An 18562-nucleotide genomic window follows, 5' to 3' on the forward strand; every position below is an offset into this window, starting at 1 on the left:
TAACTATACAGACTTAACGAAGTCTTGCAAACAATTCTGAGGGTACAGCCAAAGCAACAAAAAGCATGTTATTATCGGAAAAAGACTAAATTTTGAACGATGACGGTGCCGTAAAAAAATGGCACAATCATCAGGTTAAGCAAACACGATCTTAATAGTTTACATAAAAAGAGGATTCCATCATGGACAGAGGACCAACCCCGTTCAAAGACAAAAAAAATGTCATCATCGCCTTGTTACTCATGCTCTGCATAATTCAAGCTGCAGGGTTACTCAAAGCCAAATATGATTCAGTCTCTGCGAGAATGGAGTCCGGTGAGGGTGTAAAAATTACTGATGTAAGCCTGGACAGTCAGGGGTATTCACAACTGCTGCTCTCTTTTGACATGCCCATAGGACCGGAAGCACCGTCGTACGCCTTGAAAAAAGCCCCGGCAGTCATAACCCCGGAAGTAAAAGGAGAATGGCGCTGGATCAATCCCTACGCCTTGCGTTTTACTGCCGATCCGGCTTTCAAGGGCGATACCCGCTTCACCATAGAAGTGAAGCCTGAAAATTTCCTTTTAAAGGGTCAGGTCCTCAGCGGAGAGACAAAATTCAGCGTCCAGACCGGAAGTTTCGGGGTTAAAGAAATAAACATGCGCACCGAGCCTGTAGCCGGTCAAGGACGCAAAGTCCGCATTGAAGGGGATATCAATTTCAGTAATTACGTGACCCCGGAAAACACCCTCAAAAACCTTTCCCTGACCGGACCGGAAGGAAAGGAAATACCTTTAAGCATAACTACCAATTATGATGACTACTACCAGCGTTTTGTCAGTGCACCAATTGAAAAAGAAACCGAACCGAAAACATACATCCTCAAAATAAGCAAAGATCTCCCCGACGGTCCCGGCGCCATGGTGTTGGGCAAAGATTATGAAAAAAAAATCGACGTGGTTTTCGATCCGGTGCTGTCATATTCAGGGTACAAGGCCGAAAGCTCACTTTCCGGGGCGAGGATAGAGCTGGGCTTTTCCAGTCCGGTCATCCCCGCACAAGGTCTCGAGATGTTAACCATCAAACCTGCCGTCAAAATATCCTCTACCGCCTCGGGTAATAAACTAATCCTTTCCGGGCCTTTCAAGCCGGGTAATAAATACTCCGTCACCCTTAAGAAAGGACTCACTGCTGCGGACGGTGCCCTGCTTGAAAAAGCAATCACAGAAGACATCGCCATCCCGGACATTACCCCAACTGCAGACTTTTCAGCTGCAGGCATGTTCCTGTCCGAATCCGGATACAAAACTCTTGGAATAGAAACCGTCAACACTCGCGAAGTGGATATTGCAGTGGACCGCGTTTTCCCCAACAACCTGTTTTCGCTGTTCACCCATTACGGCTATATGGCCTTTGACCCCGACACATACGGTGGCGGAATTTCCGCGGCACTGGGCAACCGCATTTTCTCCGGCAGGCTTAAAACACCCGGCCAAAAAAACGAGAAGACAACTACTCCCTTATCCATAAAAAGCTTTATCGCCGAGGGTGGTAAAGGACTTTACCGTATTGCAGCAACAATTCCGGGCAAAGGACAGGGAGTGCAGCGCTGGGTAATGATCACCGACCTCGGTGTGGTTGCCAAGCAGGGAGAGGATGAAACCCTGTTCTGGATTTCATCACTCTCGAACCTCAAGCCCGTGGTCGATGCCAAGGTGCAGTTGATCAGCAACCGGAACCAGATTTTGGCAACCGGAACAACCAACTCTCGCGGCATGCTCGTGCTTAAAGATAAAGAGATGCGCAAAGATCTGGGCAGCCCTTACATGGCAGTTGTTACCCGCAAAAACGACATGACCTTCATGCTCATGGACCGCTTCGCCACAGAACGCTCCGGACTGGATATTGCCGGACAAAAACTCTCTTCCAAGGGACTGACCGCCTTCACTTATGGGGAGCGCACCCTCTACCGCCCCGGTGAGACCGTCAAAGGGGTCGCTGTAATCAGGAACCGCAAACTTCAGCCGCCCAAGAAAATGCCTGTGGTGCTGATTTATTCGGACCAGCGCGGACGGGAACTTTTTCGCCGCACCCTGCATACCGATGATCAGGGGATGGTTGAATTCAAACGTTCCATTCCCGATTATTCACCCACCGGACAATTCAATATTAAACTCCTTGCCGGGGACGAACGTATCGGAAACTTCCGCTATTCCGTGGAAGATTTCATGCCTGACCGTATCAGCGCTGAAATCATAACCTCCGCCCCTGCCTCCATTGGACAGGACCTTAATTTCGAAGTGGAAGGACGCTATCTGTTCGGCCCTCCGGCTGAAGGACTTCCGGTCAGTGCACGGGTAATGCTTGAACCAGCACAGTTTAATCCCGAAGGATACGAAAATTACCGTTTCAACACAGACGAAAGCTCTTTCAAACCCCGCGAGATCCTCAAGACCGAAACCAAGCTGGACGAATCCGGAAAATTTACCTTTGCCGCATCCATTCCGGCCAACCTCAAGTCGGATTCCGCAATTCAGGCCCGGCTGACTGCACGGGTCAGTGAAACCGGAGGGCGCGGTGTTACGGCTTCAAAAACAGAACCGGTAAGTATCTCCAGCTTCTACCCCGGTCTGAAAAGACTTACCAAACAGGGGTACGAACAAGGAGAATCCGTAAACCTCGACTACATAACCCTGACCCCGCAAGGCGAAAAAACCAAGGCCGGAAAGCTGCTCATGAAACTTTACCGCGACCGCTGGCAGACTATTGTCCGAGCCACTCCGTCCGGTTCATACAGATATGTGACAGAACGCGACCCTCAACTTATGGAGACACGCGAAATTTCCGCTAGCGGCGCAACCGGATCATTCAAGGTAAGCCCGACGGAATTCGGCAGCTACCGGGTAATCCTCAGTGATCCTGAATCCGGGGTTTCCGCTCAGGCCGATTTCTTCTGCGGAGGCTGGGGGTATTCACCGTGGGCACTGGAAAACCCGGCCCGCCTTGAGATCATCCCCACCCGCAAAGGTGACTACAAACCCGGAGAGATGGCTGAATACCAGATTCGCACCCCCTTTGCAGGACGCATGCTGGTTGCCATTGAAGATAACTCGATCCGCTGGACCAAAACCCTTGAAGTCAAAGGGAACACCGCAACCATCAAGGTGCCTGTGCAAAAGGGCATAAGCACAAATGCTTACGTAACCGCTACCCTGATCCGCTCGATGAACAAACTCGAAACTGGGTCCAGCGCGCGGGCAATAGGGGCAATCCCCCTTTTCGTAAACCGGGAAAGTCATAGGCTCGGCATCAACATCACCTGCCCCAAGACCACCCGTCCGGAACGTACTGTGGCCTTTCAGGTCCAGACCAAGCCCGGATCAAAGCTGACAATTGCTGCTGTGGATGAAGGTATTTTGCGCCTGTCCGCTCAGAAAACACCCAGCCCCTTTGACTACTTCTACGCCAAACGGGCACTGGACGTACGCTGGGCCGATACTTTCGGGCTGCTCATGCCTGATGCCGGACCGATCAACAAAGCTGCTGCTGGCGGTGGTATGGAACTGGCCATGATGAAGCAATTCGCAGGAAGTTCTGCAATCCGCAGAGTCAAACCTGTAACCTTCTGGTCCGGCATAATAACGGCAGACCAGCACGGCAAGGCTGTTTTCAATGCCGAGATTCCCGAATTCAGCGGAGCCTTGCGTATCATGGTTGTTGTCAGTGACGGCATGAATTTCGGCTCAACATCGAAGATCATGACCGTGCGTTCGCCGCTCATGGTCACTCCGACCCTGCCCCGTTTCCTGGCTCCTGGAGAAACCTTCGACATTCCCTTAAGTGTACGCAACGATACTCCCAAAGACGGCAAGTTCAATCTCGCCCTTGCTGCCAGCGGAGCTTTGCAACAGGACATGCAAATTAACGATTTTGCAATACCGCAAGGCAGACAGAAGACCGCATTCTTCAACGTAAAAACCGGAGCAGCACTCGGCCCGGCGGCCTTCAAATTCTCAGCAGAAGGCAATAATGAAACTGCCGGTAGCAGCATCGACCTGAATGTCCGCGCGGCCCTGCCTGTACAACGTTCATCAGAATCCGGTTTCATTAAAAGCAAATCCACCGTCCTTCCCGCAAAACTGGAGGGCATGCGTGTAGGTACTGCCGAACGCACTCTGCTCGTCGGCAGCCAGCCCATGCTCAGACTTGCAGGCAAGCTTGATTATCTGCTCCACTACCCATACGGGTGCGCGGAACAGACTGTTTCGCAGGCATTTCCGTTGCTCAAATTCCCGGAACTGGCCCGTGAATTATCACCTAAGTCTTTTGAGAAGGAATCCCCGCAATTCATGGTTCAGTCAGCCCTGAGCAGGTTATCCATGATGCAGACTGGTGACGGCGGATTTTCCATGTGGCCCGGCGGTTACCGGTCCGAACCATGGGTATCTGTTTACGTGCTGCATTTCCTGCAGCAAGCCACTATTTCCGGTTATCAGGTGGACAGCATGCTTCTCAACCGGGTCAAGCAATATGTAGCCGGCAACTACGCCGACACCATCCGCGACAACTATTCCTACCGTCTGCCCTGCTACGCCCAGTATGTGCTGGCCCGTTCCGGCAAGGTTATGCACGGTCCCATGAACTACCTGCGAGAACGCAAAACAGCAGAGATGGACAAGCTTTCCCTGACCCTGCTGGCAGGTGCTTTCGCTGCTTCCGGCGACATGGCTGCCTACCGGGAACTGATCTCCGCCAAACCTGCTCCGGTAAAAGGCAAGGATAAGGATCAGTTATTCAGTTCCGAAATACGCGATCTTGCCCTTGAACTGCTGGTACGCATGGAAGCAGACCGCAAAGATGACGCCATCCCGCAACTGGCCGACAAGCTTTACAACCTGATGGCAGACCAAAGCTACAACGTCACACAGGACAATGCATTAGGTTTCCTTGCTCTGGGGACCTTCTTTGCCCAAACCAAATCCGTTCCTCATCCGGGTGGGAAAATTATGAGCGGTGAAAAGGAACTTGCTTCTTTTGAAACCAATGGGACCGCACAGATAACCGTAAAAGGAGCTGCCCCGCTTTCCATTGAGCTGGACTCCTCTCCAGCGGAAGGAACATTTGTATGGGCCGTCAACAACCGAGCAATACCGACCATTGAAAGTTGGAAACCATATTCCAACGGTCTTGAAATCACACGAGAGTTCCTGTCCCGCGACGGAGAGCCTCTGGACATAAATTCCATCACGCAGGGCCAGTTGGTAGCCATGCGCACAGTGGTAACATCAACCGGGAAGCCTGTTCCCAATACGGTAATCAGCTGCCTGCTGCCCTCCGGACTTGAACCGGAAAATACCAGACTCGCCACCCGCGAAGATCTGCCTTGGCTCGGCGAGGGTAACGTTCAGCCCGATCATGTGGACATTCGGGATGACCGGATCCTTGTCTTTTCCGACATTCCTGCAAAAGGCAAAATCGAAAACGTGACCCTGCTGCGCGCCGTGACTCGGGGAGAATTCAAAGTTCCCCCTGTACAGGTGGAAGGTATGTACGATCCTGAAAAATCCGCAGCTACTGCATTAGGTAAGATGATTATTAAATAATTTGCCTCCGGCGGCTGGGGAAGGGACACTTTTTGTAAAAAATATCCCTTCCCCAGCCCCATCCCTTCCAAAACTTTTAATAGTACTGTCGGTTAATCTAATTTCGTGATGAGAAAGAAATATCTTTTTATATTTGTTGGAGTGTTATTCTTTCTGATCGCATCTTTTTTTGCGCTTGATTTTCTTTTCCCCTTTCCTGAACACAAACTGCATCCTCCCGTGGCCTCGGTTATCAGGGATCATGAAGGCAAAGTTTTGCGTATCTTTCTGCCTCCGGACGGAGCGCGGCGCATGCATGCTGATTTTGATAAGATTTCACCTGTACTGAAAAAGACCCTGATTGCTTCGGAAGACCAATGGTTTCAATCGCATCCGGGGATTAATCCGGTTTCAATCATCCGTGCGGCAATTATGAATATTACTGCCGGACGCGTTGTATCAGGGGCCTCGACCATTCCCATGCAGATTGCCCGTATGGCTGAGCCCAAAAATCGGACTTTGTGGTCAAAAATTATAGAGGCTTTTCGGGCCTTACAGCTCAAACGGCATCACTCCAACGACGAGTTACTGGAATTCTACCTGAACATGCTTCCATACGGCGGCAATATCGTCGGTGTGGGTGCGGCCTGTCATTTCTATTTCGGCCATGGGCCGGAGACCCTTTCACTGTGCGAAGCAGCCCTACTGACGACCATTCCCCGTGGACCGGTCTTTTATGATCCCCTGCGCAATCCTGAACAGGCCCGTGAAGGGCGTAACCGGGTTATGAGGCAACTGGCGGAAAAAGGTGTTTTTCCGGTAAAGGAAATTGAGCGCAATATGAAATTGCCCCTGCCGGATTCAATTCTGCCCGTACCGCTCAAAGCCCCCCACTTCTGCCGTATGGTGCTGGAACGCAACGGACGTATTCCTGATACAGCAACCACCCTTGACTCAAACCTGCAGCAAACGGCACAGGAAGTTCTCAAAACCCATGTGGCCCGGTTGCGCGGGGATGACATTGATAACGCAGCCTGCGTAATCATACATATTCCCAGCCGTGAAATACGTGCATTGGTCGGTTCCGCAGACTTCTTTGAAAAAGGTTTCGGCGGAGCGATCAACCTGACAAATACCAAACGCTCCCCCGGCTCAACCCTCAAGCCTTTCATTTACGGACTGGCCTTTGATCAGGGTAAGCTGGTGCCGGACTCATTTGTATACGACATCCCGGTTGATTACGCAGGATATTCCCCGGAAAATTATGACCGCATCTATCACGGACAAGTAACGGTCCGTCAGGCCCTTGCCAAATCCCTGAACATTCCGGCTGTAAACACTCTGGCAAAAACCGGGATCGTAGAATTTATCGACCTGCTCAAAAAAGGCGGAATAAGTACACTCGACAAGAAACCCATGCAATACGGCCTCCCCATTGCTCTGGGAGGATGCGAAATCAAGCTGACAGAGCTGACCAATCTTTATGCTTCACTGGCTGACGGGGGAAAATTCAAACCGTATACGGTCACACCGGAAGAGAACAACATCAGTGCTCAGATTCTTTCCCCGCAAACCGCTTGGCTGGTCCTTGAAATGCTTTCCTCGGTAACCAGACCGGAAATGAACGAAACATGGATGCTGACCCGCGATATGCCCGAAACAGCATGGAAAACAGGAACGTCCTTCGGACACCGTGATGCATGGGCTGTGGGAATTTCAGGAGATTACGCCATCGGGGTCTGGGTGGGCAACCCGGACGGCAGGCCGCGCAAAGAAATCTCCGGTGCTGTTCATGCCGGGCCGCTGCTTTTCGACCTGCTGCGCATGGCCGCTCCCGGAGGAAAACTGCCCCCGCCACCGGAAGGTTACGGCATAAGTGAGGTGGAGGTCTGCGCCCACAGCCGGCAGTTGCCCGGACCGTTCTGCACCAAACGCACAACCATACGCACTCTTTCCGGCAAGACAAAACTGCATCCCTGCGACGAATGCCGCCAGATCTTTGTTGACGGAAAAAGCGGCTACCGCATTTCCGGTGAATGCCTCGGCAGGAAAGGAATCAAAACAAAAATAATCCGCACCATTCCGGCAAAACTGGCAAGATGGCGGGCGGAAAACAATCTGGAAATCCCGCAACTGCCCCCGCTGGCCCTTGATTGCGGGCTGATCCCATCCGGCACCGCACCGAAAATTATCTCCCCGGCAGCGAATACGCCATACCTGCTGCGCAAGGACACTCCTTTAAAATTCCAGCAGATAGCTCTCAAAGCTGAAGCAGGACCGGATAGCGGAACCCTATACTGGTTTCTTGATGGACGTTTGGTAAGTCAGGGCAAGTCCAATGAAAAACTGTTCACTGAAATAACCGTTGGTAAACACAGGATTTCAGTTAGTGATGAAATCGGGCGAGTGGATGCTGTGGAGTTTGAGGTGCGCTAGCCCCACCTATCCCCGAGCGCCCGCGAAGCAATGCAGCACCCGGCCGCCATTGCCGACCATTCTATAATTTCAGGTAATGATATGGTACTGTTGAAGTCGCCGAGATGCGGGCCCGTGGTCAGGGGAATGTCTTCCTTGTTTTTCTCGATAGAGTATGCCTTTTCAGGTTCCATGCCGCATTTAATAAGATATTTGCGGAACTCAGCATCTTCCAGCAATTCCTGATCAACCACGCGCATGAACTCGAACATATGGCGGTCCACGCCCATTTCATTAATCATGTCCTGTACCAATTCCGGGACATGCAGATTAATTTCATTACAAAACTCTTTCCCGGTGAAGCCGTGGTAATATTTATCGAAGCAGTGCTTTACAGCCTGCCCAAAAAAAACGGAATCAAACAGATGGCGGGCGTCCACGGGTTCACCGTTCGCATCAAGACCGCAAAGCTGCGGTTCCTGCGCCCTGAACCAACTGCCCAGCACCAGCAGAATGGACATAAAATGAGATCCTACTGCCCAGTAGAACGAATCGCGGCCCGGTTTAAGAACCTGTAAGTGCTCAAAATCACGCAAACCGGATCGCCCGAAGTTGGGATAGCGGCAGGAATCCAGCCAGCGGTCCAGCCTTCCGAACCTGCGCCATTCGTAGACGCCTTCATCAGTGCGCCGGGTGGCCTGCACCCGGTTATGGAAAAGCGGAATAGGCGCATCATGCACTATTCCACGCCCTGCAAGCTGCCCCAAGAGGAAAGCATTACGCCCCATAATTTCCATCATTTCGGCTGATGAGCAACGGCAGCCCTCACGGTCATCGTTGGGATAGACAAAATAATCGCTGTGGGCGTGATAGGCCATGGCATAAAGTTCTTCATGCAAATTATCCGGGGCCTCTTTGGGCGGACAGTCCAGTCTGAACACCACGTGTCCACCGATGGTGTAAGGCTGCGGACAATCAAATCGCACTCCATCGGTCCCGCCATCCGAGCGAAGCCGTTCCATCCAGCGCCCTTCAAGGTGCAAGCCTTGCGGGTCTTCGCCTCTGCGCAAAATTTTTATGGCAAAAATCCGGTTCTCGCCCTCAGCCGTCATGACCGCGCTGCGTCCGGAAAAGACCGGTTCGCCCACAACTCCGGCATTCATGAGCAGGTTTTCCCACTTAACTTTAGGTGCAAAACCGGAAAACGGTTCCGGAGGTTCCGGCAAGGAAATATCAAAAGGCAAAACGCCCAGACCGGCAGAGGCTTCTACTGCAGCGTATTTTTTGCAACTGGAAGCGGCCTGAATCTGTAATTGCAAAGCGGAATGAGAAACCGAACAATCCGGGCAACCGTGACCGATAGCGGCAAGAGTCTTGGCACATTCCCGGTAAAGGAGTTGCGACATACGTTGAGAGCTGTAACGCTGTTCAATAAGCATATCCCATACTGCGTGGACAATTTCATCATCCGCGCATTCCGGGGCCTTCTGGAGCAATGAGCGCAGGTTGCGGACATCCATATAAGCAGCGCTGAATTCCCGTTCCGGGGTAAGCCCCCGCGCATAGGCTATAGCTTCATTTTTTCTCAATTTCTCCCCTCACAACTTTTATGGGGCAAAGAGTTATACGAAACACCCCGGTAAAGCCAGCACAAGAATCCCCATTCATCAACAACGACAATCAAACAACACTAAATTAATAGCTTTAATCAATTTGTAGCCACACCGGAACTCATCTATTCAAAAGAAGTTTCAGATCATTTTTTTTAACAACAAATCCGGGAGAGTTAACCATGGAAAAAGCTTCATACACCGAGATGTGGGAAAAACTGAACCTTGATATTGAAGCCCACGATGGGCTTCTGGAAGTTCTGGGAAAATTTTACGGCGATATATACATGAGTCAGCAGGGTCGTCTGCAGGGCATGGAGTACCTTGATTTCGTACTTTCCGAAGTTCACGGACTCCGCATTCAGGAACTGGTTGATGCTCAAAAAGAAGGTCGCAAAATCATCGGAACATTCTGCGTTTTCGTTCCTGAAGAACTGACCCTTGCAGTCGATGCCATTCAAGTCGGTCTCTGTGCCGGGGCCGATGCCGGAACCGAAGCCGCCGAGACTATTGTTCCCCGCAACACCTGTGCACTGATCAAATCTTTCATCGGCTTCAAAATGGCCAAGATCTGTCCCTACACCGAATCCTGCGACCTGATTATCGGTGAGACCACCTGCGACGGAAAAAAGAAAGCTTATGAGGCTTTCGGTGAAATGGCTCCCATGTACGTCATGGAAATTCCGCAGCGCAAAGAAGCATCCGACCGTGCTCTCTGGAAGGATGAAGTACTGCGCTACAAGGATAAACTGGAAGAATTGACAGGAAAGAAAATCACAGCTGAATCCCTTAAAAAAAGTATTAAAATTGTAAATGACAAACGGCGCGCCCTGCAACGTCTGAACACCCTGCGCGCCGCCGTGCCTACCCCCATCTCCGGCCGAGACGTGCTGCTGATCAATCAGGTCAGTTTTTATGATGATCCTGTTCGCTTTACCAACTCAATCAACACCCTCTGCGACCAGATTGAAGAACGCATTGCCAAGAATGGAGGTATCGTCCCTGAGAAAACTCCCCGACTCATGCTCGCCGGATGTCCCATGGCCGTACCTAACTGGAAACTGCCCTACATTGTGGAAAGCTCCGGTGCAGTAGTCGTTTCCGAGGAATCCTGTATCGGGACACGCAACACACGTGATCTGGTAGATGAATCAGCCGAAACAGTGGAAGAAATGATTGACGCAATCTGTGAGCGTTACATGAAAATCGACTGTGCCTGCTTCACTCCTAATGAAGAGCGTTTGGACAACATCAAGAAACTGGCAGAAGAAACCAAGGTTGACGGGGTGATTCACTATTCCCTCATGTTCTGTCAGCCCTACACCCATGAAACTTTCAAGGTCGAAAAAGCTCTGGCCGATGCAGAAGTGCCGATGCTGGCAATCGAAACCGACTACAGCATGGAAGATGCCGAACAGCTCAAGACCCGTGTTGAAGCCTTTGTTGAAATGATTTCTTAAAGGACTCCGGCGGCCCTTCAGGGACCAGAGAACCCTTTGCAAAGGGTTCTCTGGTCTTTCCCAAAAGCTTTAACTGGGCTTAGCCGGGGTAATATTTGGAGTAGTACATGATAGCAGGTATAGACATTGGATCACGGTCCATGGAACTGGTTGTACTTGATGGAGATAAAATTTTCATCAAACGCAAGCTACCCACTACATTTGACCCGGCTTCACAGATTAAAAACATTTTAAAAGATGTGACCCTCACCCGCATTGCCGCGACCGGATACGGACGCAAGCTGGTGACAGAAGAACTGACCGGATGCGAATGCCTGTCCCTGACAGAGATTAAAGCCTATGCTCTGGGAGTCTCGCATCTCTACCCGGAAGCGCGGACCATTCTGGATATCGGAGGGCAGGATACCAAGGCCATCTCGCTACTTGGTAAAGGCAAAGTCGCCAAGTTCGAAATGAACGACCGCTGCGCCGCCGGGACCGGTAAGTTTCTGGAACATCTGGCGACAGTATTTCAAATTCCTATTGAGGATTTCGGACGTTACGCTCTGGAAGGCACCGAACCGCTGATGATCAACAGCATGTGTACTGTTTTTGCGGAAACAGAAGCTACATCACTTATGGCTCAAGGCAAAAATCCGCGTGACATAGCATTAGGTCTGCATGGTTCAATTGTACGGCGCACCACCAACATGCTGAGCCGGGTCGGCTTGAAGGGACCGCTGGTTTTCGCTGGAGGAGTTGCAAATAACCCCTGTGTTGTCAGTATGTTAAAAGAAGCATTGGACATAGAACCGCTTATTCCTGAAGAGCCTGATTTCGCCGGAGCTCTTGGAGCGGGCATACACGCAAAAGTGCAATAAAAAATATATGAATAAATCGTTTGAAAATTGCGTCTTTTCCCGGTAGGTTCCCATTGTCCACGGCGCTATAAAAACCCTACCTTGCCGGGACCAATTTGCCCTTTCAGGAGAACCAAGAGCATGTCCGAGAAAAACTTGGAAACCAATGGCGAAGAGAACTTTGCCGAACTGTTTGAAGCCTTCCAGTCCGAATCCAACGACAACCTTCAGGTTGGAGACCAGATCAAGGGAACCGTCATTTCCATCACCAAAGATTCCGTATTTATTGATACCGGTTCCAAGGTGGACGGAGTTGTCGACCGTGATGAACTGACCGATGAAGAAGGCGAACTGACCGTCAAGGAAGGAGACAGCGTAGAACTCTACGTAATCTCCATGAACAACAATGAAATCGTCCTTTCCAAAGCCATGTCCGGCGCGGGTGGACTCAACATGCTGCGTGAAGCATACGAGAACAAAGTCCCGGTTGAAGGCAAGGTTGCAGAGACCTGCAAAGGCGGCTTCAGAGTTATGATGATGCACCGTAAGGTATTCTGCCCCGTAAGCCAGATCGACACCTCTTTTGTTGAAGACGCTGAAGCTTTCGTCGGCAGCACACACAATTTTCAGGTCATCAAGTTCGAAGAAAACGGTCGCAACATTGTTGTTTCCAGAAGAGTTCTTCTCGAACAGGAACAGGAAAAAGCCCGCGAACAGTTCATGCAGGATGTCCAGCCTGATGCTGTAATGGAAGGTAAAGTCACCAAACTTATGCCGTTCGGAGCATTTGTTGAGCTTACCCCCGGCGTAGAAGGCATGGTTCACGTTTCCGAACTGAGCTGGTCACGTTCTGCCAAGCCCGAGGATATTGTACAGCCCGGCGATGATGTAACCGTACGCATCCTTTCCATGGAGCCGCGCAAAGACGGTAAAGGCCTCAAAATTGGTCTTTCCCTCAAACAGCTGCAGAATGACCCGTGGGATGAAGTCGGCGACAAATTCAAGGCCGGTGATAAAATCAGCGGTACTGTTGTCCGCTGTGCCGATTTCGGCGCATTCGTTGAAATCGCACCCGGCATTGAAGGGCTGGTCCACGTATCCGAGATGAGCTACACCAAGCGCGTCCATAAGCCGGAAGACGAAGTATCCCCCGGCCAGGAAGTAGCTGTGATGATCAAGGAGATCGATCCGGTAAAACGTCGTATCGGCCTGTCCATGAAAGACGCTGCAGGTGATCCTTGGATGGACATGGCTGACACCTTCAAGGTTGGTCAGGAAGTGGAAGGAACAGTGGAGAACCGTGCTGAATTCGGTATCTTCATCAACCTCGCTCCCGGCATAACCGGACTGCTGCCCATGTCCCGCATCACCCGCTCCGGCAAACAGGCCGAGCTGGAAGCACTGAAGCCCGGCGACAAGGTTACCATCTCCATTGAAGAGATCAATACTGCAGACCGCAAGGTAACCCTCACCGCAGGTGAAGCCAAAAAAGACGATGGAGACAAAGACTGGAAAGAATACGCCAAGTCCGCACCCAAAAAGCCTGCCCCGCGCAAATCCGCTCCCAAAACCAGCTCCACAACAAGTAGTTCCGGTGGTTCTGGTGGTTCCGGTGGATTCGGCGGCCTGCTCGGCGACAAGCTTCAGGAAGCCATGAAGAACAAAAAATAATTACCCTAAAGGCCGGGCATTCCTTTGGGAAGTCCGGCCTTTATATTTCTGCCATGGATAACAACAAGACCATCAAATGCTGGAGAGATTGTTGAACAGGATTCAAGGAGGTGAGTTCGCACCTTCAAGAGATCCAATCCGGCATGAGTGTAAAAGCCGAAATCCGCGCAGACCAGCGCTCCAACATTGACATTATCTGCCGGGTCAGAAAATCGGAAATAATCGCAGAAGAGAACATCCCTGAAAACCTTATCCTGCTGACCCTGCGTAAAAAATAAAAATCATGTCCGCTTTCCTGCTTGTACCTGCAATCTTCCTTATCGCGGGCCTGCTCCAAGGCCTTACCGGATTCGGCTCAGCCCTTATAGCCATGCCGTTGCTTGCGTTCATTATCGACATCAAAACAGCAGTAGCGGCCTGCACCCTTTGCGGAATAACCATAAACCTGAAAATGTGCTGCAACCTGCGCTCTAATATGGACTCGCGCAAAATATTACCCCTGATTATAGGCAGCATTCCGGGAGCAGTCTTCGGCACACTTGCCCTCAAGGAAGTGGACGGCAACCTAATAACTTTCTTTCTGGGATTTCTGGTCGCCGGTTACGCCGGGTACTCACTGCTGGTGCGCCCCATTGTTCTCAAACTGAACCCGGCATGGGGTTATCTTTCCGGATTCCTGACCGGTGCCATAACTGCGGCAGTAAGTGCCGGTGGTCCCCCCACCATCATATATTCATCTCTCATGGGATGGAAAAAAGATGACTTCAAAGCAACGCTCTCCGGCTTCTTTCTGGCGGCTGCGTCTATGGCTGCACTCGGGCATCTGATCAGCGGACTCACAACATTTTATTCCTTCCAGCTCTTCCTTGCTTCCCTGTTACCGGTTCAGGCGGGAGTCTTCATCGGACACAGGCTTGCAGGAAAGGTCTCGGAAGACCTTTACAGAAGAATAATCATGATTTTGCTTGTCTTCATGGGAATCATGCTTATTTTTCAAAGCACAGGTTAAGATATATAAGCACGGGAGTTTGTTTTAAATGTTCGCTAAAATTTTTCTGGGTTTTGTCCTTATTCCCCTGATTGATCTCTACATTCTGGTACAGATCGGTTCCAAAATCGGGACACTCAATGCCATTGCCCTCTGCCTGCTGACCGCCTTTGTGGGCGCGGCTCTCGCTAAATCACAAGGCGTGGCCACCATGCAAAAAGTTCAGGAAAACCTGAACAAAGGCATCATGCCCGCCGAAGATATCCTTGACGCGGTGCTGATTTTCCTCGCCGGACTGGTCCTGCTGACCCCCGGATTCATGACCGATATTTTTGGTCTGCTCATCCTCTTCCCGGTAACACGCGGCTACTTCAAAAAGATGCTCCGCAAACAGTTTGAAAACATGAAAAACAACCCGAACATCCATGTGGTTCACCACAACTCCGAATTCACTGCCTGGACCAACCAAGACCAGCCCAAACGCCGCATTGACCACGATGTCATCGATGTTGAGGTGGAAGACAGAAAGGATAATAAGCCGCTGCAGTAGTGACGGCTATATATTGTACGAAAAGACAGCCCCCGCACTTTGCTTAGTGCGAGGGCTGTCTTTTTGCCTTTTAAAAAAGTCCCTAACCATCAACAATCGTACATAATTTTTTACTATTCTTTCTGTTTTTAGGCATTCCGGTATACACAGTAAAACTCACAACCAAAAGGATAATACCGCAAAGGACTTCATATACAGACAAAAATTGGGGCCACCAATGGGTGGGACTGATATCACCATAACCCAAGGTAGTTATTGTCACCCCGCTAAAATAAAGAAAATCAGAAAGGAGCTTGGGAGCATTGGCCAAATTTTTCACCATCTCGCAAGGGCATGGCGAGGCTGAAACCCAAAATCTTACAGGAAGCATCAAATAGAGCAAAGCAAAATTAAAAATCAGTTCCAAATAACTTTTTAATGCTAATTGAATACGTTCGTAGGGTAAAAGAAAACTTCTACTATATGCATAAGGTTTCATCCTTACACAAGCATCGGAATAGAAAGCTATAAAAATTTCATTACAGCGTGAAAATAAAAACCATCCCCACAAAAAATTAAAAAAAATTTTGACCGTTTCGTTTAGAGGGGAATTTATACTGACAAAACGTTGCCACGCCAGAATACCCCCGACACTAAGAATGGATATCATCAAATATCTAGTGTTCAAACGCCGTATAATCTCTGCCCTTTGAATTTTGCTCTCCCCTTTCTTTAATTTATGTGCGACAAACCACGTAGGGGAAAATATACATCTTAATACTGGCCAAATTTTTTTATTTAATGCTAAAAAAAAAGCATCCTCAAACACCCGAAATTTCTTTTTGTTTAATACCAAAAAATTATCCTTATTTAACATCCTCAACTTATTTTTCTTTAACATAATATTAATCTTGAATAACATCTGCCAGAATAAAAGTTCCCGGAAAGCCTTTGCCCATGGAAATGTGGGCCTTTCTGGCCTTATCCAAAGATTTATACATGCCCAGTTGCACCTTGAAAATCTGAGCACTGTCGGTAACGACTCGAACTGTGCGGGTGTTGTGAAAACCGGCCTTGTGTAACTTTTCGATCAGACGGTCGGCATTGGCCTTGACCTTGTATGCCCCGGCCTGAATGTAAAAAGCTCCGTAGAGTTTTTTCTGAACCGGGGCAGGAGCGGCTGCTGATTGCGGTTCAGGCTCCGGGCGATATGGTTCGATGAGCACCTTGGCTTTTCCGGAATCAATAAAACCGAGTTCCTGAGCGGCGGCACGTGAAAGATCAATGATACGGTCCGGAACAAAAGGACCACGGTCATTGATGGTCACTGCAGCTTTCTTGTTGTTGCCGAGATTGGTAACCGTAACTTTCACTCCCAGCGGAAGATAATTGTGAGCAGCGGTCATTTTTTTCATGTCATAAGGCTCACCGCTGGCCGTCAATTTACCCTGAAATTTTTCCCCATACCATGACGCCATGCCTTCTTCCCGATAATCTGCAGGAATGACGACTGTTTCAGAGGCAGACAAGGCTTCATCTGTTTTATTATGAAATCCATCCTGCGCATATGCGTTAACCGCAACCGTCAGCAGCAAAAGCTGCACCATAAAAAACCGTTTGATCATTTATATCTCCTGCCGAATTTAGTATAATCCAAAACATCCTTATGCAGAATTACGGTCGCTGGCAAGCTTTCAAACATCCAGACTAAGGAGAATACAGGTTGCAAGGCATCTATAATTTTTTCATCTCACGAAGATGCTTCTCTTCATTGTACTCGCCAAGTTCGTACATACGGATTTTGTTGCTGCGTGGAAATTCTCTTTTGAATAAGATCTTGAGAAGCTTTTTAATACCCTTGAGTTCGGATTGATGCTCGATTGTTTCATAACCGTCTTCGTAAATAATGTATTCCTGCTCGCGAACGTGCAAAATTAACAGGGAACGGTTGCGTTTATAGGTGCGCAGGTCTATGCAATGGCCCACAGGGAGCTTTTTGAGCTTCCGTAAAACCGATTCAAGTGCTGTTGCTTTATCAATCATGGACCGGAGCGTACAGCGGCCAAAGGAGAACTGTCAAACATGAGTAATAATACCAGCCCCATCCGCAAAGGCGATATAGTTGAAACCCGGATAGAATCTCTGGCCTTCGGCGGCAGGGGGATCGGGCGTTTTGAGGGATTGACCCTTTTTGTGGAAGGCGTTGTGCCGGGCCAGACAGTGCGCTGCGAAATAACCAAACTCAAAAAAAGGTTCGGAGAAGCCCGCCGCACAGAGATCATCGACCATGCTGAAAATGAGCAGACTCCAGCCTGTGAATACTTCGGTTCCTGCGGGGGATGTCTGCATCAGGATATCAAATATCCGGCCCAATCCTTTTGGAAAGGCCGCCAGGTATGCGAAACACTTGAGCGTATCGGCAAAATTCCCGCAAACACACCGGGCATGGGCGAAAATGCACTCTCTTCTCCGCTGGAATACGGATACCGCAATAAGATGGAATTCTCCTTCCATGGTATTGATGATTCCCTGAAGCTGGGTTTTAAGCGGCGAGGTTCTGAAACCGAGGTCATCAATATTTCCAGCTGTCCGCTGCTGCCTGCAGAGTGTACCGGAATCCCGGCCCTTGTGCGTGACTACTGTGCCCGGACCGGAATCGGGACATACCGCCACAACCGGGGCGGCTACTGGCGCAAACTTGTAGTACGATTCTCCCATCACAGCGGAGAAATGATGATCCACCTGCTCACCGGGCCGGCCAAATCACATCATGCCGTAAAAGGACTGGGCAAGCTCCTTTTTGAAAACTATCCGCAGCTGAAGAGTTTTGTGCATTCCACCCGTAAGGGGCGGGCTGATCTGGCCACCGGAGAAAGATTGATTTCACTGACCGGTCAGAAATTTATCACCGAAACACTGACCCGTGCGGACGGCACAGAAATCAACTACCGTATCACCCCCAATGCCTTTTTCCAAACTAACTCCAAAGGCGCGGAGGAACTCTACCGCAAAAGCGTGGAACTGGCTGCACCCGGACCGGATGATGTTGTCTGGGACCTTTTCTGCGGTTCCGGGGGCATCGGTATGTTCATGGCAAAAGACGTGGGTAGAATGATCGGCATTGAAGTTTCCGAAGAATCCGTGCTGTCGGCAAAAGAAAATGCCAAACTCAACGGGTTGGAGAATACGCAATATATCGTCGGCAACCTCGCCTCTGCTAAGGGACTTCCCGAGGACCTGCCCCGACCTGATATGGTTATTGTGGACCCTCCCCGTTCCGGCGTTCCTGAACCTTCCCTGCAAAAACTTCTCGAATTGGGACCGCAAAAGATCCTCTATATATCCTGCAACCCCGCGACCCTTGCCCGTGATGTTGCGAAAATGCACGAAAAGTACAGTCTGGAGCGTTTTGCCGCAGTGGATATGTTTCCACATACGGCACATGTGGAATCCATCGCGCTGTTGACGAAAACGGGCTAAACAGGTCAG

Annotated in this window: 13 protein-coding genes; 9 read left to right on the forward strand and 4 right to left on the reverse strand. The window is 50.1% G+C overall.

What is annotated here, in order from left to right; genetic code table 11:
* Positions 1–182 precede the first annotated feature (182 nt).
* Positions 183–5582, forward strand: a complete 5400-nt coding sequence (locus ACKU41_RS08420; RefSeq protein ID WP_321405015.1) for an MG2 domain-containing protein — start codon at positions 183–185, stop codon at positions 5580–5582.
* A 108-nt stretch (positions 5583–5690) separates the two neighbouring features.
* Positions 5691–7997, forward strand: coding sequence for a penicillin-binding protein 1C (gene pbpC / locus ACKU41_RS08425; RefSeq protein ID WP_321405016.1), 2307 nt, complete (start codon positions 5691–5693; stop codon positions 7995–7997).
* Here the strand turns inward: pbpC and ACKU41_RS08430 are convergent.
* Complete coding sequence (locus tag ACKU41_RS08430) at positions 7994–9565, reverse strand: SidJ-related pseudokinase (protein WP_321405017.1); 1572 nt, start codon at positions 9563–9565, stop codon at positions 7994–7996. The two genes, pbpC and ACKU41_RS08430, sit on opposite strands and share 4 nt — an antisense overlap.
* Before the next feature lie 203 nt (positions 9566–9768).
* Here ACKU41_RS08430 and ACKU41_RS08435 point away from each other — a divergent pair, with 203 nt between their 5' ends.
* The 6 genes from ACKU41_RS08435 to ACKU41_RS08460 all read left to right on the forward strand — a co-directional run bounded on the left by ACKU41_RS08435 (position 9769) and on the right by ACKU41_RS08460 (position 15094).
* Complete coding sequence (locus ACKU41_RS08435; protein ID WP_321405018.1) at positions 9769–11046, forward strand: double-cubane-cluster-containing anaerobic reductase; 1278 nt, start codon at positions 9769–9771, stop codon at positions 11044–11046.
* 107 nt (positions 11047–11153) lie between these two features.
* Entirely contained in the window at positions 11154–11906 is a 753-nt protein-coding gene (locus ACKU41_RS08440; protein WP_321405019.1) for an acyl-CoA dehydratase activase, read from the forward strand.
* Between the two features lie 120 nt (positions 11907–12026).
* Entirely contained in the window at positions 12027–13556 is a 1530-nt protein-coding gene (locus ACKU41_RS08445) for a 30S ribosomal protein S1 (RefSeq protein ID WP_319780967.1), read from the forward strand.
* A gap of 143 nt (positions 13557–13699) precedes the next feature.
* On the forward strand, positions 13700–13834 hold the full coding sequence (locus ACKU41_RS08450) for a hypothetical protein (RefSeq protein ID WP_319780968.1): 135 nt from the start codon (positions 13700–13702) through the stop codon (positions 13832–13834).
* Between the two features lie 5 nt (positions 13835–13839).
* Entirely contained in the window at positions 13840–14565 is a 726-nt protein-coding gene (locus ACKU41_RS08455; protein ID WP_319780969.1) for a sulfite exporter TauE/SafE family protein, read from the forward strand.
* A 28-nt stretch (positions 14566–14593) separates the two neighbouring features.
* Positions 14594–15094, forward strand: a complete 501-nt coding sequence (locus ACKU41_RS08460) for an FxsA family protein (RefSeq protein ID WP_321405020.1) — start codon at positions 14594–14596, stop codon at positions 15092–15094.
* An 82-nt stretch (positions 15095–15176) separates the two neighbouring features.
* On the opposite strand, the gene ACKU41_RS08465 is transcribed toward ACKU41_RS08460, so the two are convergent.
* From ACKU41_RS08465 to ACKU41_RS08475, 3 genes are all read right to left on the reverse strand, one after another.
* A complete protein-coding gene (locus tag ACKU41_RS08465) occupies positions 15177–15974 on the reverse strand; it encodes a potassium channel family protein (RefSeq protein WP_321405021.1) in 798 nt (265 codons plus the stop codon).
* A gap of 4 nt (positions 15975–15978) precedes the next feature.
* Complete coding sequence (locus ACKU41_RS08470; RefSeq protein ID WP_321405022.1) at positions 15979–16698, reverse strand: septal ring lytic transglycosylase RlpA family protein; 720 nt, start codon at positions 16696–16698, stop codon at positions 15979–15981.
* Between the two features lie 109 nt (positions 16699–16807).
* Positions 16808–17116: a hypothetical protein gene (locus ACKU41_RS08475; RefSeq protein WP_319780975.1), complete on the reverse strand. Its 309-nt coding sequence runs from the start codon at positions 17114–17116 to the stop codon at positions 16808–16810.
* Positions 17117–17155: 39 nt separating this feature from the next.
* On the opposite strand from ACKU41_RS08475, the gene rlmD reads away from it, so the two are divergent.
* Positions 17156–18553 carry a 23S rRNA (uracil(1939)-C(5))-methyltransferase RlmD gene (rlmD, locus tag ACKU41_RS08480; protein WP_321405023.1) on the forward strand — a complete coding sequence of 466 codons (1398 nt, stop codon included), beginning with the start codon at positions 17156–17158 and terminating at the stop codon, positions 18551–18553.
* Positions 18554–18562: the final 9 nt, after the last annotated feature.

It is taken from the genome of Maridesulfovibrio sp. (assembly GCF_963678865.1).
Lineage (GTDB): Bacteria > Desulfobacterota > Desulfovibrionia > Desulfovibrionales > Desulfovibrionaceae > Maridesulfovibrio.